The organism is Scytonema sp. PRP1 (genome assembly GCF_036697665.2).
GTDB lineage: Bacteria > Cyanobacteriota > Cyanobacteriia > Cyanobacteriales > Nostocaceae > Kalymmatonema > Kalymmatonema gypsitolerans.
Map to the genome: position 1 here is coordinate 20537 of NZ_JBAHYJ020000112.1, position 15945 is coordinate 36481.

Consider the following 15945-nt stretch of genomic DNA (forward strand, 5'->3'; position numbering starts at 1 on the left):
TATCAGGTTCCCCCCTTCAAAGGACCCCAGGTTCCAGCACTGACTTGTGCTCCATCCTCAAGGCTCAACTTACTAGTGTTAATCGTCAGGTTTCCCGCTGCCCCGGTTGCAGCTTCCTCAGATGTAGCAATCAAGGCGCTAGCATCACCACTAAGAGAATTACCAGTAAGTTGCACAGAATCTGCATTGACAGTCAAATTGCCTGCATTTCCCGCACCAAAAGTTCTAGCACCGACAAACGCTCCATTCTGGGCGAGCAACTCACGAGTGTTAATTGTCAGATCTCCCGCCGCTCCTGTTGAGTTTTTGGAAGTTTCAGTCAATAAGCTGCTGCGAGACCGACCATTAGAAGATGCGCCAATCAATTGCACAGAGTCGGCTCTTACTGTAAGATTCCCTGCATTGCCTGCACCATAAGTGCTAGCGCTAACTTGTCCCCCATCCCGAACTAGCAACTCACGAGTGTTAATCCTCAGGTTTCCAGCCGCTCCTGTTGCGCTTGGGTAAGCATTAGCAAACAAGCCAGTGGGAAACTGGCTATCGGCAGAGATACCAATCAGTTGCACCGAATCCTGAGCATTGACAACTAGATTGCCTCCTTGTTCTGCTCCCAGAGTACTTGCTTCTATTTGTGAACCATTGGTGAGGGTAACGCGCCTACCCATCACTTGTATATCACCACCGCCAGCGCCACTGGCATCAACTGCCGCCTGTTGGGATAGTTGAATGTTCCCAAAGTTTTGCACAGTATCATAGCCCAAGGCAAAACCTTTGTTGATGGGGGTGAGGCTGACTAAACTGTTATGCCCCACACTGCCCAGTTCTATGCGTCCCCCAGCAGTCTTGAGCGTTGCCCCTTCTAAACTGACATCACCACCTACCAAAGCTAAGGTTTGATTCGGTTGCACCCATAGCCCAGATGTAGTATCAATCAGTTCAGATGTTGACCTTAACCCCTGTCCATCACCCTGCACCTGAATCGAACCTGGATTCGCCCCATATTGCAAACCCATGGGAACACTGATAGTTAGCAAGGGTGTAGATTGTGCAGCAATTGCACTAAACTGACTGCCATCTGCAAATTTTAAACTACTCGCCGTAGTTGCAACAAACGAGCCGCCAATGTTCAATGAGGCATTACGCCCAAAAACAATCCCATTCGGATTAATCAAAAACAAGTTAGCTGTGCCATTAGCGCGGATTAACCCATCAATATTAGAAACAGATCCGCCCGTTACCCGGCTGATGATATTCTGAATGCCCTGAGCATTATTGAAGAAAGCAGTACCGCCAGTAGGAACGGAAAACTCCCGAAAGCTGTGAAACAAGTTACCACCAGCTTGGGTTCCTCCTTCAATAGTTCTAATGTTGTCCTGTGTTATTACGCGAGAATTATTCGGTAGGGTGCCATCCGGGGTAATTTGGGCAAAAGCGCAATTTGCAGAGGCGATCGCTCCCCCAACGATTACGCAACTCGCCAGCGCCAATTGACTGCCCCAATTCTTCCAGCTAGTAATCATCTGGTAAACTTGCCTTGATAAAGAAACAGTTGTTAAACGGACTACAGCCTACTCTGGATACAGAATAGATGGGGAGAAAATCGTAGGATTGCCAGAGATAGTTACAAATGGTTACAATACAGCTTGTTTGGCTTACCTCAAGGCCGCTCTTTTCCAAAGGTTTCCAAAAAATAAACCCAAGATTTCTCTTGGGTTGAAATATAAATAGTTATTAATTTTTCAAATACTCAAGCAGTTTTCACAACCCCACCAAGTCTGCTTTAACGCTAACCACTGCTTGCGATCTGACTTTTCACGGTAAGTCCTTAACCAACGAAATTACGTTACTTTTTCCACAGGCTGATTATCAATAACTTTAAGCTATTGATAATAGCCAACGAAAAAACAAGGGCTGGAGAAAACGTCAAAATGACCTTTTCCACATAACGTGAAAAGTCAGGCTTGCGATTGCTTCAACGTAAAGACAGTCGCGCTGCACGGTTTCGGTTCTCTACGAGATTACGTTACACGCTCAACCGATGTGATCGAATCGTTAGGTAAGCCTACGTCAAAGTAAAGATTCGGATAATTTCCTACTCCTACCAGCCTAGACGTACCCGTGAAATTCTGACCTGTCCATAATCGCCATGTACCACGCTTAACTTTAGCTGAGGTAGTTAGGTCATTTGCGGTATCACCTACATTCCGGATACTAGTGTTTGTACCCACTAACAGCCCCCTAAAATTGTCGCCATTGTAAAGTTCTAAGTCCGCACCGCCTCTAATAGCACTAGCCTCGTCAGGGGAGAAATCTTCAAAATATACACTAGGGTCATTAATGTTCATACCGACTCCTTCATTAATATGCAAGTTGGTTTTTCAAGTAGTGTTATTGATTTGTGGGTAATGACGCTGACCTTCGATTAAATCAGGAAATTGCAAATGTAGACCATATTATTTTTTTCCTCGTTTACTCAATTAGTAGCTTTCAAGAAAAAATCCTAAAAATGCAATTAACTGTATGTATAAACCCACTTCAATAATATAAATCTTATGAAATTAACTTTACTATTACAAGGTTTCAAAACATATTGAAAATGCATAACTATATGACTTATGTTTTGATGAGCCAAACCTTAAAAATTCGAGGAACAAGAGGTTTTCTCTTACAAATTAAAGTACTGTAGTGTCTCTCGATAGTCCAAATGATGTAATTTGAAACTGAAGCTATGTTTGTTGGTTGTATATAGAGGATGGTGCCTTATCACAGCACAACCACTTGAAAAAGGCGCATTTATAACTGTTTGCTAGATTAATGCTAAGTTTTGTAAAATTTGTAAAATTCCAGGACTTTTGATACAGGAAAGTAAGCAGTACCCCACCTAGCACCCCTACGAGAACAGCTTAAAGACGGGGATATTTCAGAATCAATCACAGAGGATTAAGCCGCGTCTCGCCCCTTCCCTGCGGCTTCCCAACACTCCCAAAACCCCGCCTCAGACGACTTACTACACAATTACTCGCCCGTCCCATACCACCAACGCCCGCTCGCGCTAGTCTCGCCCGCCTATCACGTACTGGGGAGTGGGGCATTGGTGTCAACTTAAGCTAAAACCCTTCTAAAATCTCGTTTCCAGGTGGAACCTGGAAATACCGTTGAAGCAATTCTGCCGCTGTTAAGACAGGCAGAGAGAGCCGCCAGTAGGCATTCCCAGCCTGAGGCTGGGAACAAGGCAATCTCTAAAAGCTTGTTCTATGCTGGTTTTCACCTTAAGTTGACAGGTATGGGAGTCGGAGTGCGATCGCACTCCAAAATTTACGGAGGAAGGTGAAGCTTTGTGAAGAAATGGCGAGTCTTGTGTAAAACCTGTATTGCTGAAGCCGAAAGAATGTAGCGAATTGAAAGCAGTTAATTGAAAACTTTGATACTAAATGGAGATTGTTATGCCAACTTTAAAATATACTTTTGAGGAGTACAATATCACTACAGCAACGGTTGCAGAAAAACTCGCGCAATATTGGCGTAAGCGACTGGATGCAGAGTGTCCAGAACAAAGTGTGGCTTCTAAGGAAAGTATTATTCGCTGGCTTTTGGGAACCTATGTAGAGCGGTTTGATCTGTTTGACTCTAAGGATCTGGATATCGCTGTTCAAGTGATGGAATATCGCTATCGTATTTTACATCAACGCTACTTAGGGAAGGAGCGAGAAGATGCTTATCGTAACCTGATAATTCGCTTAGGGAGTGCAGTGACACATCGAAATAAAATTCAGACTTGGGTAGCCATGAGTCGCGAGCACCAGCGTACAATGCTAGATGTATTGCAAGAAGTACTCCAAGAAATATTGCAAAGTGATAGTTATATACAACAACAAATAACTTGTATCTCTAAATTGACAACAGATACACAACTACGGAATGTCCTACTATTTGCCAGTTTAGAAGAGTATTGCTTGAGACCAACACGCAATCTAGCTCTACTGGTTTATCACTTTGTTAAGTACTTGTATCACACTCAACACAACAGCTTAACCCAAGTGTCCAGAAATAACTTAAGTTAGGCTAGTACCGCAAGGCGGAAGTCAAAAGTCAAAAGTCAAAAGTCAAAAGTATTATGGAATGAGCTTTTTAGGGATTTTAAATGGTTGCCCTATTTACGCCGCTCTGTACTAGTTTCAGAGTTATACAAGGAAAGCTTCTTATGACACTAACTCTAACTTTACCGAACAAAAGCAAATTTGATTAGCGGGATTTGTAAACTATAGTTGGAAAATTTTTACCGAAAATTTGGGTCTAAAGCTCCGTCCTTCGTTTGACGGCTTTATATATTCTTAAGAAGGTTTGGGCGCACTGCACTTAGTTGGAGTTTGCCAAGAACTATGGGGTGTGACAGTGGGTGCATTCGCTGTGAGAATTATATCGCCGTTGGCATCAATCACCCAACCAGTAGCTTCTACAATTGGAGGTGGTGTAGGGCTAGTGGGAGTTGTGGAAACTGCTGTAGTAGAGCGTTTATCCACTTCAGAGTTGAGAGTTATCAAATCTACTTGAACTGCATCAGTGCTGAGGGCTTCACCCGGATTAGGAGGCAAGCCGCCGCGTGCGGTGATGATAAAACTGCTTTGTGCTTGAGCGCCACCCGCAGTACAGCCCTGTGCTACTTGGGTATCAACTGGTACGGCTGGTAAGTTGACTAATCCACTGTTGGGGTCAACATCTGGGGTGTTGACTGTTACAGTGCCGTTTAAAGTCGAACTTGTCTGGGAAATTGCTGTGATGTCATTTGTTGGTAGCAGTTGAGGCTCTAAGTTAGTTCCTAGCAGCCTCACCAAGTCTTCACGAGTACGCACTGTCATACCATAAATGCCAGTAGCGTTAATTGTGACTCTCCCACCACTGCCACTATACGCATTCGCAGTGATGTCACTATTTTCCCTTGCTCCGGCAACGATGAAGCCATTTGGAGCATTGATGGTGATATTGCCACCATCACCACCAGCTTGTGCCGTGCCTGCGGTAGTGGAAATTTGAGCGCCACGACGCAGAAAGAGTAAATCAGTTTGTAAGTTGATGTCGCCACCGTTACCCAATCCAGATTGGGCGTCGAGTGTGCCACCGTTGTCTAAGGTAACTCTAGGTGAGGTGACGGTAATATCTCCAGCAGTCCCCGTCGTACTTTGGGAGTAAACGTACAAGCCGCTGTTAAAGTTAGAACTCTTGCCAGAAATGGTGACATTAGCACCAGCATTAACTTTAATTGTCCCTGCATTCCCTTGTCCAAGGGTTTCAGCAGTAAGTAGACCGCCATCTCGCAATGAGAATGAACCAGAATCGATAGTAATGTTACCCCCATTGCCTTGGATCCCAGTTCCCACCTTGCTGCGGATCCCACTGGGAAAACCATTTTTCTCCCCAGTAATATCAACAGAGCCACTAACTTTAACATTGACATTCCCCGCATCCCCCCTTCCTGCTGGCTGGGTATCAGATGCTTCACGAGTAAAGGTGTTCAGTACAGCGCCATCTTTTAATGACAGGGTTGCAGCATTGATGTCGATATTGCCACCCTTACCTACACCCCCTGCTTCCACCGTGCTAAAGATGGTAGCATCTGTAAGGGAAACACCATCAAGTGCATTCACTGTCACATTCCCAGCATTGCCTTGCCCATAGGTGCTAGCTAGCAGTTGAGCGCCATTGGTAAGAGAAAGTTGAAGTGTTGTAATTTGAATATTGCCCCCATTGCCTTTGATCGCATTACGTTGTTCCGGGCTATCATAAACATTTCCTACAGTACTAAAAATACCAGTGACAAAAGATTGACCATTACTATTTGTGTAACTACCATCTAAGGAAACACTATTGGTCGCATTGATAATTACATTCCCAGCATCGCCTTGCCCAAGGGTGCTAGCCACCAATGCAGCACCATTGGTAAGAGAAAGTTGAGGTGTTGTAATTTGAATATTGCCCCCATTGCCTTTGATCGCATTACGTTGTTCCGGGCTATCAAACCTATCTCCTACACTACTAAAGATAATACTTCCGCTACCATCTAAGGAAACACTATTGGTCGCATTGATAATTACATTCCCAACATCGCCTTGCCCAAAAGTGCCTGCCGCCAGTTGAGCACCATTGGTAAGAGAAAGTTGAGGTGTTGTAATTTGAATATTGCCCCCATTGCCTTTGATCGCATTACGTTGTTCCGGGGTATCAGAACGAGTTCCTACAGTACTAAAGATAGTACTTCTACCATCTAAAGAAACACTATTGGTCGCATTGATAATTACATTCCCTACATTGCCTTGCCCAAAGGTAATAGCTGCCAATTGAGCACGATTGGTAAGAGAAAGGGAATTAGAAGATAAAGTAATATTTCCACCATTGCCTATTCCTTGCTGTTCAACATTATTGGTGATACTACCTCGATCAATCTTTATATCTCCAGTAGCATTAAGCGTAATATCGCCAGCCTTTGCCCCAACAGACCCTAAACTCGGTGCAATACCAGCAATCAAACTACTGCCACCTGTAATGTTTAGATTACTAGCATTGACAGTAATGCTGCCGCCACCACCAGCCCAGACATTTACATTAGCTCCATTGATTAGAGATACCGATGTCCTGGTACTTTCAGTAGGAAAACTCAAGCTGATATTATTACCGTCTACACCAAGTTCTACTGTACCAGAAGTAGCCAATCCTCCTAATTCAACTAGACCACCGTAGGCTCTTAATCTTCCGCTATCGATCGTTATATCACCACCTACCAACAGCAAATTCTTACCATCTGGAACACGTAATCCAGACGTATTTACACCTGTTGGTGCAACTCCTGCTGGTGCTGTTGAACTGTTTTGAATCGATGCACCAGCAACTATTTGATTGAATAACAATGCCGATGGATTGATTGTCAGCAATGGTGAGGGTGCTTCTGGATTGGTAGCGCTGAAAAAACCTTGAGTTCCAAATTGAATTGCATTTGCTGTCGTTCCCACAAACGAACCACCGACATTTAAACTGGCATCTTTACCAAAAATAATCCCGTTGGGATTAATCAGAAACAGGTTGGCGGTGCCGTTAGCTCGAAGTGTGCCTTCAATATTAGAAATAGACTTACCCGTTACCCGGCTAATAATGTTCTGAATATCAAGAGCATTGTTAAAGTAAGCTGTACTCCCATTAGGTACGGAAAACTGTTCAAAACTGTGGAACAGATTGCTTCCTGCTTGGGTTCCACCTTCAATAATTCTGATATTGCCCTGTGTTGTAACGCGAGAATTATTAGGTAGAGTAGCGTCGGGGGTAATTTGGGCAGAAGCGCAATGGAGAGAGGAGGCGTATGCACCACCAATCGCTAACCAACTCGCTAGCGCCAATTTCCAGTTCCAACGCCGCCAGCATACAGTCATTCCAGACATAGCACCCTTATTAGAAGTAGTCATTTACTTCTCAACCAGCTATCGTATTGACCCTACCAAACATTACAACTAATCGCTACACTTTCCAAGTGCCTAATTCAATCAACAACCTTACAAGTCCGCAATCAGCCTTGCCTTCCTCAAAAAGAATTGCAGTACAGTCTCTTCTTTGGAAATAATATCAGCTGTGCCCTCCATCCCCAATTGGACAGAACACTGTTTTTTGCCTTGATGTAAAGATAGGCTTTCTGGCTCAATTGTGACCTCATAGAAAGCACCGACACCAACTGCCTTTTGACTTGTACCTGTTGTCGGGGCAGCTGCAGTCGCACCATTGGCTTGAGGGACGAAAGCATCTGGGGAAATCGTTTTGACGTGACCTTTAAGAGTGCCGTAATCTGGATAAGGACAGGCAGAAACCCGCAAAAGTACTTTTTGACCTTCTTTCAACTTGCTTTTTTCCTCAGATGCCACCGCTGCCTTGACTACCAAGGGAGCATCACTAGGGACAATTTGGGCTATTTCCTCTCCTGGGCGCACAGTTTGACCAGGATTTCGCAGGTTCAGCTTAGAGATTATACCATCAGCTGTGGCAGTAATAGCGGTTTGGCTAAGGTCAATTTTCACTTGTTGGAGTTCACGGATGTCGCGCTCAATTGTTTGCTGAATTTCAATTTGTTGCTGGATGAGGGCTTTGCGTTGTTTGTCTAAAGAAGCTTCGTTGGCTTTAAGGCTGGCTTTTTCTTGGGCAATGCGTGAGGAGGCGATCGCCACTTCTGCGTTACTAGGATTAAGGGCAGAAGAAGCACGTTGCCTTCTAGCAACAGCTGCCGAGATTGCTTGTTGTAGCCGCGAAATTGTTTGTTTTTGCGCCTCAATCGCTGCTTTTTGCCCCTCTACTGCTTGTTCTTGCTGGTCAACAGCCAGTTGTGCTTCCTCAAATTGATCCTGAGAAAGCGCTCCTTGTTTGGCTACCTTTTGATATCGGTTTCGCTTTGACTCGGCGGCTGCTAAGGTGGCAACTGTTGCCCCTAAGTTCGCTTGAGTTGATTTTAACTCTGCAAAGGCTTTTTGCAATTCCTTCTCGGCTATCCTGACGTTCGCCTCGGCTTCTTCGACATCAGCAGCGCTAGTCATTTTTTTATCTTGATATTCGCGACTGCGACCACTCAATTCAGCTTCAGCGGCAGCGACAAGGCGGTTATTGCGGTCAGTTTCGGCTGTTATTTGGCTATTCGTGGCACTAATTTGGGCGTTGAGTTGAACCAGTTGTAACCGAGACTGCTGGATGTTGCTTTGCAGTTGGCTCTTTTTGGTTTGAAGGCGACTGGCGTCGATAGTGGCAATCACATCTCCTTTTTTGACAACTTGATTTTCTTTAACCGAGACGCGCATCACTGGACCTTCTGTTGCAGCTTGAACAATCCGCAATTCACCAGCAGGACGGATGTTCGCTTGTGCTTTAACGGTGACTTTATATTTAGTTACAGAAGCAACAGCAAGAGCAAGAGCCACAGCAGTTAGCATAACCAGTCCACCAAAAGTAGTCCAACGACTAATTGGTGGTAGAAATTCGTTTTCTTCAATAATTGGAAGAGAGTCTGGTGAGTTGAAGTGACTAAGCATATTAAAACAGTGAACAGTGAACAGTGACCAGTGAACAGTACCAGCCGCAGTGACCAAAAAACTGATAATTGATAATCCGGGTACATGCTCACTGCAAAAGATAATTTTATTTTCTGATTGCAGGAGATTTGCCGTTAGATTCAGATTTGGGGGAGGATTTCACCAGCAAACCATTCGTTGATAAGGCAAAGTCGTCTAAAAAGTCTAAGTGGTCACCAGGAACAAGCCGCAGCTCCTGTGGAGTGCCAGAGATTTTCAAACGCCCTTCCTCAAGCAGTACAATCCAATCAGCTCGCTGGATCACTTTTGGGCGGTGGCTAATCATAATTGTGGTTTTACCCTGTCGATAATACAGCAGTTTATCTAGTACTTGAGCTTCACTCACCGGGTCAAGAGCGCCAGTGGATTCATCTAATATAAGTATCGGCGGCTCAGTCGCTATAGCTCTAGCTATAGCTAATCTCTGCCGTTGTCCACCAGAGAGATTCGCGCCAAATTCTCCTAAGACAGTTTGATACTTGTCCGGCAGTTTACTGATAAATTCGTCTGCACCTGCTATCTGACAAGCCCTCACAATTTGTTCAAAACTGATGTGGGGATAGCTGAAGCGGAAGTTGTCAATAATTGAGCGGCTCCAGAAATGAGGTTCTTGAGGTACTAGAACCACCTGCTGTCGCAGACATTCCAAGGAGAGGTCTTGCTGATTATAGATGCCGTAGCGGATATTACCAGATTGCAGGGAATATAAACCAGCAATCATTTTGGCGAGGGTACTTTTGCCACAGCCAGATTTACCAATCAGGGCAGTCACTTGACCGCCAGGTATAGTGAGGGAAAAATCTTGCAGGAGGTCAACTCTACCTGCGTGGTGGAAGTTGAGGCAAGTGGAGGTAATATCTGCATCACCAGGAATTTCTGCTATGGGCTTTTTGAAGTCGTTTTCATCTTCTGGCGTAGCGTCAATCACCTCTGTCAAGCGTTGGATGACAATCTGAGCAGTGATAAACTCATCAACTAACCCGATGACTGAACCGAGAAAGCCGAGAAAGTTGCCACTCAGTCCACTATACGCCATCAGCTGACCGATAGTTAAGGTGCGATTAATTACTAAGTAGCTACCTAACCAAAGTAAGGCAATACTAGTGAAACTGGAAAGAATACCGGTGATTGTACCGCTGTAAAGCCCCAGCTTCATGGTACTCCAGCCCAAGTTAGCAAGACGACCAAAATTGCTCTGATACTCTTGCCAAGCTTGGGGGGTGGCTTGGGTAGTTTTTAGCACCTGGACACCGCGAAAAGTTTCGACTAGAAAGCCTTGGTTTTCTGTGCCTAAGACAATCTGGTTGCGGGTTTTCTGGCGCAAAGCAGGGAGAAAAAGCAGGTTGACTCCTGTGACGATGACAAAGGCGGCGAGGGAAGCCAGAGTAAGTGTCCAACTATAGAAGAGCATCAAGCCCAAGGAAACCACGGCAATAAAAAATTGGCTGGGTAAACCGAGGACAATTTGGGAAACTAAGGCATTAATGGCATGAACATCGGCAATGCGACTGACGACTTCTCCACTGCGCCGTCCTTCAAAATATGAGAGGGGCAAGTGTAGGAGTTTTCGCCCGTATTCTAGGATGAGTCCTAATTGCAGCCGCTGACCAAAGTGACCAATCAGGTGAGATTGTACTAAACCAATGGCACTTCTAAATAAGTTCATGGCAATGACCCCAATTGCCACTGTCGTTAGCAGTTGGGTATCTCCCCGCACCAGCACGTCATCGGTGAGGAGTTGCATCATCAACGGGGAGGCGAGGGAGAGGAGACCGATCGCGATATTGATGCCAATTGCTTGGGCGAGAATGAAGCGATAGGGCCAAACCCGCACCAGATAACGCCCAAAGCCGCCAACTTTATCTGATGGTTGTTGATAAAAGCGACTGTCATCTGGCTCTAACAACAGCATCACGCCATTGCCCCAACCCGCCATTAACTCGGAGCGCGTGAGATAGCGAATGCCCACGCCTGGGTCAGCAAGTGCATATTTTTTCCCCTTTTGCCCGTACAAAACAACCCAGTGATAGCCTTTCCAATGTATGATGGCAGGCAGGGAAATTTTGTGTAAAGAGTCAAGCAGTTGCGGGGAAGCTTTGACTTGACGGGCATTGAATCCTAATGCTTCTGCTCCCCGTCTCAACCCCAGCAGGGACGTTCCTCGTGAACCAGTACCAACTGCTTCCCGCACCCGACTGATGGCAAAGGTGCGTTTGTAGTGTTTGGCAACGGTGGCAATGCAGGCAGCACCACAGTCTTCTTCACTGTGTTGTAAAACAATTTGGTATTTCATCTTCAAGACCTGCACCAGTGAATCGTTTGCTATTGAGATACAGTGTGAATCGTTACATTGAAAGCCAACAAAAAATAGGGGCAAGGCATGTTTCGCCCCTATGAACTTGTCTTAGGAATCCTAAGAAATGACACCAAATTGATAAAAGTGCTAGGCAATTTAACCAACTCGTCTTATGGATGAAATGGTGTTATCAAGCCCAAAGGGAAGAGTGGGATACTCTCCTGGTTCAAGTGTTATGACTCGGTTTGGATTACTACGAGGATCGTCGTTGGCAAACCTCCATTTACCCGTATTGATTTTAATTGAGCTAATCTGGTTATCCAGCCCTGGAAGTAACTTTCCTGGACTAACATTGAATTCCCCTATCAAATTCCGAAAGCCAGGGTCTTTGTAGACTTGCAAAGCATATTTACCGCCTTGAAGATTAGCAGCAACCTCATCGTTTATTTCCTTAACAGCAAGATCTGCATCGAGTTTTTTGAGGTATTCTTTAGTGTTTAACATTGTCGTTTTCCTTGATTTCTAGGTTGATGTTGTCACTAAAACTCTAGTGTTTGGCAACCGTGGCAATGCAGGCAGCACCGCAGTTGGTCTAATCAGCTTGTTTGATCAGACTCCTCAGCGTTTAGCTTCATGTGCTGCGTCAGGAGGTGTAGTCAACTCTTATGTCGCCAGTGACAAATACACCGTCTTTATCATCTCTAAAGTCGATTACGTAATTGCCTCCCCGTATGTCAGTCCATGTAGTAGTATCTTTACCAACACTGACTATTTTTCCATTTGAATTATTAGTTTTTACATTTCTAATAATTGCACCGAAGGATGGGTTATCCGTAGCCGATTTGGTGTTGGAAGTGAGTTTGATTGTTCCACCGGGTTGCACATAGAACTCTCGTGTGGTGAGGAAGGTATCAAACTTAATAGTGGACTCGAAACTACCACCTCCTTCAACAACGGCAGCTTCTGCCGCAGTTAATTCGGTGAATAGTTGTTCCTGCTGAAAGTCTTTCATCTTTTTTCTCCTAATTAAGTGTGAATTGTTCTATGTCGTTCCTTAAAACTAAAACCATCTAGTTCTGTTGTTGATTTTTGGAAAGGTACGTTTCTTGCATCTTTCAAAACAATCAACAACAAATGTGTTATGTCTCGCTTTGTTGGAGAGAAAGCGATCAAGGGGAAAGTCTTGAGCGCTGTAAATGTTCTACTGATCTAATCAGTTTGTTTGAATAGTTCCCTATTCGGACAGAGTGTAAATTCTTTGATTGCAAACTCACAAAAAATAGGGGCGAGGCGTGTTTCGCCCCTACTAGCAAGAGAGCATATAACTCAGCCAAGGTTGATGTTTAATCCAACGCTATGGGACTTAGACAAAAAACACTCATAAAAAAGCCTCAAATCTATATATAGAAAGACTTTGACATCATTCGCTTAGTTTGTTGATATATCTAGGTTTGAGCCATTTTTGAGCATTTGGTGTATTTCCCTTACCCTGTATGGTTTTGAGGCTTGTTTTTCCCTCAAAAATGTTTAAGTCCCCCTAACCCTCCTAATTGAGGATAATGAGTCGTTCGCCAAGCCAAAATCTGTGGCAGTATTGTATACCCCTGGACCTAAAGGATTCTTACGTGACCCTGTACCCTGCGAATACTCTTTATCGGAAAACAGCTCCCATTTTCCTTCACGAATGATGATAGATGAGGTTCTGTCGTTGAAGCCTTGGAAGGGACCGTTGCGAAGGTCACGATCGTTTCCGAAAATATCCTGCCTATCGCCGGATAAATATGCGTCTTCATACAAAGTAACAGGTGCAGCACCACCACTACAAGTAGCAGCAACCTCATCGTTAAGTTCCTGGAAGGCAGGAGTTGCTTCAAATTCGGCAGTTAATTCGCTGAACAGTTGTTCATGCTGATTGTCTTTCATCTTTTTTCTCCTAATTAAGTGTGAATTGTTCTGTGTTGTTCCTTGAGGAACTACAGTTTTTGTTTGCAAGCACAAAACTTGTTGTTTTGAGTTGCTACCTATTACTCGGAGAGTTATGTCTGTGTTTTACGCAAGGCATTAGTTCTTGTAATATTCCTTCACAAAACTAATAGCAAAGATGCGTCCTTCGTGTTTGGCAACAGTGGCAAGGCAGGCTGCACCACAGTTGGTCTAATCAGTTTGTTTAATCAGATGAGAGAACTAAACGAGGACTCTGGAAGCAGGAATATCGCTGCGTCTTAGAGAACTAATCGAGTCGTTTCGAATCCCTCGTTGTTGTAACTGGGATAAATTGTATTCTCCAGGTCGAAGTGTTACAGGAGCACCTTGGTTGTTTATGTCTGGATAAAACACCCATGATTTATCCCCTGTAATCTTAATAGATGAGGTTTCGTCGTTGAAATTGTAAATGCGCAGGTCGTCAGTACCTTCATAAAACGTCAGCCTTCGCCCTGAATCTCCTTGATTAAATCCATCATTCTCGTATAAATATGCAACACCTCCGCTACAGGTAGCAGCAACTTCATTGTTAAGTTCCTGAAACAGTTGTTCATTCTGAGCTTCTTTCATCTTCTTTCTCCTTGTACAGTGTAAGATTTTATGTTGTCAATTGCCAAAGGGTTTGTAATTAGTGACTAAATAGTTGTCACTTCAACAAACTATTTATTAGTGAGTTGTAATTAACTTTTTCTTCGCTAATCACACTTCTATATTCTGAAATTAAATCTAGTATGGCAAGGGTTTTAAATTTGTTATTTATGCATAAGTCAATGAGTTATGTTTTTATTTTTAAAATCTTTTCTGTTCAAAAAACAAGGTACTTTTGTCTTCCAAATTAAAGTACAGTAATGCGCTCTCACTACTGCGAATCATGCAATTTCAAACTGAGGCTATATATCTGGTTGGAGATGGTGCTTGAGCGCCGGTACAGCACCAACGCCTGAAAAACCAGACTTCTGACCGTTCACCAATTAGTGTGAAATATTGTAACGAGTTGTGGAATTCCAGGACTTTTGATTCCGATAAGTAGACAGAGGTTCGTTGCGAAGCATTCAGACGAACTTCCAACACCCCCAAGTTTTACAAAGAGGAATCGCTGTGGAAAATCAGAGTCTTTACCTAACACCTTTTCAGCGCAAGTTTCTGCTTAAGAGTCTAGAAACCGACTTACGCCCAGAATATCGCCGTCGCATTGAAATTATGCTGCTTGCAGATGCAGGTCAATCTCAGACTCAAATCTGTGAAGCTTTGGGATGCGCTCAAGAAACTGCACGGTATTGGATTGTTATGGCACAAACAGGTAACGCTCATAACTGGGGCGATCGCCCGATGGGACGCCCTAAGACTGTGAATGAGCAATATCTTGCTCGCTTGAAAGAACTGGTGAGCCATAGTCCGCGTGAATATGGCTATTCATTTCAACGCTGGACAGCGCAATGGTTAAGCAAACATCTGGCGAAAGAACTGGCGATGCAGGTTAGCAGTTGCCACATCAACCGTTTGCTTAAGGAAATGGGGCTTTCCACTCGACTGAAAGACAACGCAACTGAGAAACAAACTTCAAGCCAACAAAATTCCAGCATTAGAATTCAAGATTTGCCACCAGGTCATTGCTACAGCCAAGAAAACCCCCGTCACGGACTGCCGTCATCTTCTACATCGCCTGATGTTTTTTGGCAATTCAGTTTGAGAAAGACCAGTAATTAGTTCTGCTTTTTAAAGCCATGATTCAGAAGATATAATCGCTCAAAATACGTTGTTTTGAGAAAAAAAGAATTGTTCGATACTAGACTTCTTGCAAAAGTCGAAAAAAAGAATAATTAACCACAGATGGACACAGATGGACACAGATGGAATCAAAGAGATGCAATCTTGTCAACTGAATTTCCGGCGTTGCTGAATTTGGTAATGAATTATGGTTGTAGCGCGATGTTCAATTTGCTGCAATCTCTGTAGAGACGTTGCATGCAACGTCTCTACATCAATGAGAATTTTGAAATTCATACCAAATCCTGATCTAATACCCCCTTTATAATTTAGTCCGCGTAGGCGGACTTTGTTTGTGTAGCCGCGATTTCTAATCGCCTGGGCTAAAAGGTGGTTATAAAAGCGGATTTGGTATCATATCTTGATTCAGCAACGCCAAATTTCCCGTTAGCGCAAAGCGTGCCGCAGACATATGTGCGGCATACACTTTGCGCTCAGTTCTCTGGGCGCGCAAAACTTGCCTATGGCAGGGAATGCCACGGCTACGCGAACAGGGTTTCTCTGCGTCAACATCCTTTGGGGTCATTCTTCGCTGCAAAGTTCAGCATTCTGTGTTTTTCTGAGTTTTTTAAACTTTTCCGTAATCAAAATAAAAGAAATTTTTTCTAACTATTTTTTCTAACTCTTCAATACTTTTTTATACTACGTACAAAATCAAAAGAATTCTTATTTAAGCGATCACTGAGTACTCAAAAATATTCCTTTTGGTACTGTTAAAATACTTCTTAAGCCATATTTATTATAATAATCTGAATTTCTCCACAGAATTTACACCATTTAACCCTGTCTTCTCGCTATAGTCATTTTCAG

The 15945-nt window shown here is 43.9% G+C and carries 12 protein-coding genes and 1 pseudogene; 3 read left to right on the forward strand and 10 right to left on the reverse strand.

From position 1 onward, the window contains the following. Positions 1–2: 2 nt before the first annotated feature. Positions 3–1520 carry a two-partner secretion domain-containing protein gene (locus V5G28_RS29380; RefSeq protein WP_336231464.1) on the reverse strand — a complete coding sequence of 506 codons (1518 nt, stop codon included), beginning with the start codon at positions 1518–1520 and terminating at the stop codon, positions 3–5. A gap of 498 nt (positions 1521–2018) precedes the next feature. Further along, a complete protein-coding gene (locus V5G28_RS29385) occupies positions 2019–2345 on the reverse strand; it encodes a beta/gamma crystallin-related protein (RefSeq protein WP_332997306.1) in 327 nt (108 codons plus the stop codon). A 791-nt stretch (positions 2346–3136) separates the two neighbouring features. Between V5G28_RS29385 and V5G28_RS29390 the strand changes: the two genes are divergently transcribed. After that, positions 3137–3331 (forward strand): hypothetical protein, encoded by a 195-nt coding sequence (locus V5G28_RS29390; RefSeq protein WP_332997308.1) that lies wholly within the window; start codon positions 3137–3139, stop codon positions 3329–3331. A gap of 100 nt (positions 3332–3431) precedes the next feature. Continuing rightward, positions 3432–4055 (forward strand): annotated as a pseudogene (locus tag V5G28_RS29395) (hypothetical protein); the annotation flags it as partial. Positions 4056–4331: 276 nt separating this feature from the next. On the opposite strand, the gene V5G28_RS29400 reads toward V5G28_RS29395, so the two are convergent. The 7 genes from V5G28_RS29400 to V5G28_RS29430 form a co-directional block, all read right to left on the reverse strand. After that, on the reverse strand, positions 4332–7448 hold the full coding sequence (locus V5G28_RS29400; protein ID WP_336231465.1) for an S-layer family protein: 3117 nt from the start codon (positions 7446–7448) through the stop codon (positions 4332–4334). An 87-nt stretch (positions 7449–7535) separates the two neighbouring features. Next, positions 7536–9050: an HlyD family efflux transporter periplasmic adaptor subunit gene (locus V5G28_RS29405; RefSeq protein ID WP_332997312.1), complete on the reverse strand. Its 1515-nt coding sequence runs from the start codon at positions 9048–9050 to the stop codon at positions 7536–7538. Between the two features lie 106 nt (positions 9051–9156). After that, positions 9157–11382, reverse strand: coding sequence for a peptidase domain-containing ABC transporter (locus V5G28_RS29410; RefSeq protein WP_332997314.1), 2226 nt, complete (start codon positions 11380–11382; stop codon positions 9157–9159). A gap of 159 nt (positions 11383–11541) precedes the next feature. Continuing rightward, positions 11542–11889: a hypothetical protein gene (locus V5G28_RS29415; protein WP_332997316.1), complete on the reverse strand. Its 348-nt coding sequence runs from the start codon at positions 11887–11889 to the stop codon at positions 11542–11544. A gap of 139 nt (positions 11890–12028) precedes the next feature. Continuing rightward, entirely contained in the window at positions 12029–12397 is a 369-nt protein-coding gene (locus V5G28_RS29420) for a hypothetical protein (protein ID WP_332997318.1), read from the reverse strand. A 515-nt stretch (positions 12398–12912) separates the two neighbouring features. Continuing rightward, positions 12913–13308 carry a beta/gamma crystallin-related protein gene (locus tag V5G28_RS29425; protein ID WP_073635300.1) on the reverse strand — a complete coding sequence of 132 codons (396 nt, stop codon included), beginning with the start codon at positions 13306–13308 and terminating at the stop codon, positions 12913–12915. A gap of 261 nt (positions 13309–13569) precedes the next feature. Further along, positions 13570–13938 carry a beta/gamma crystallin-related protein gene (locus tag V5G28_RS29430; protein WP_332997322.1) on the reverse strand — a complete coding sequence of 123 codons (369 nt, stop codon included), beginning with the start codon at positions 13936–13938 and terminating at the stop codon, positions 13570–13572. 528 nt (positions 13939–14466) lie between these two features. On the opposite strand from V5G28_RS29430, the gene V5G28_RS29435 reads away from it, so the two are divergent. Next, positions 14467–15075, forward strand: a complete 609-nt coding sequence (locus tag V5G28_RS29435; RefSeq protein WP_336231466.1) for a helix-turn-helix domain-containing protein — start codon at positions 14467–14469, stop codon at positions 15073–15075. A 168-nt stretch (positions 15076–15243) separates the two neighbouring features. Here the strand turns inward: V5G28_RS29435 and V5G28_RS29440 are convergent, their stop codons facing one another. Next, positions 15244–15372 (reverse strand): hypothetical protein, encoded by a 129-nt coding sequence (locus V5G28_RS29440; protein ID WP_332997326.1) that lies wholly within the window; start codon positions 15370–15372, stop codon positions 15244–15246. Between the last annotated feature and the right edge of the window lie 573 nt (positions 15373–15945).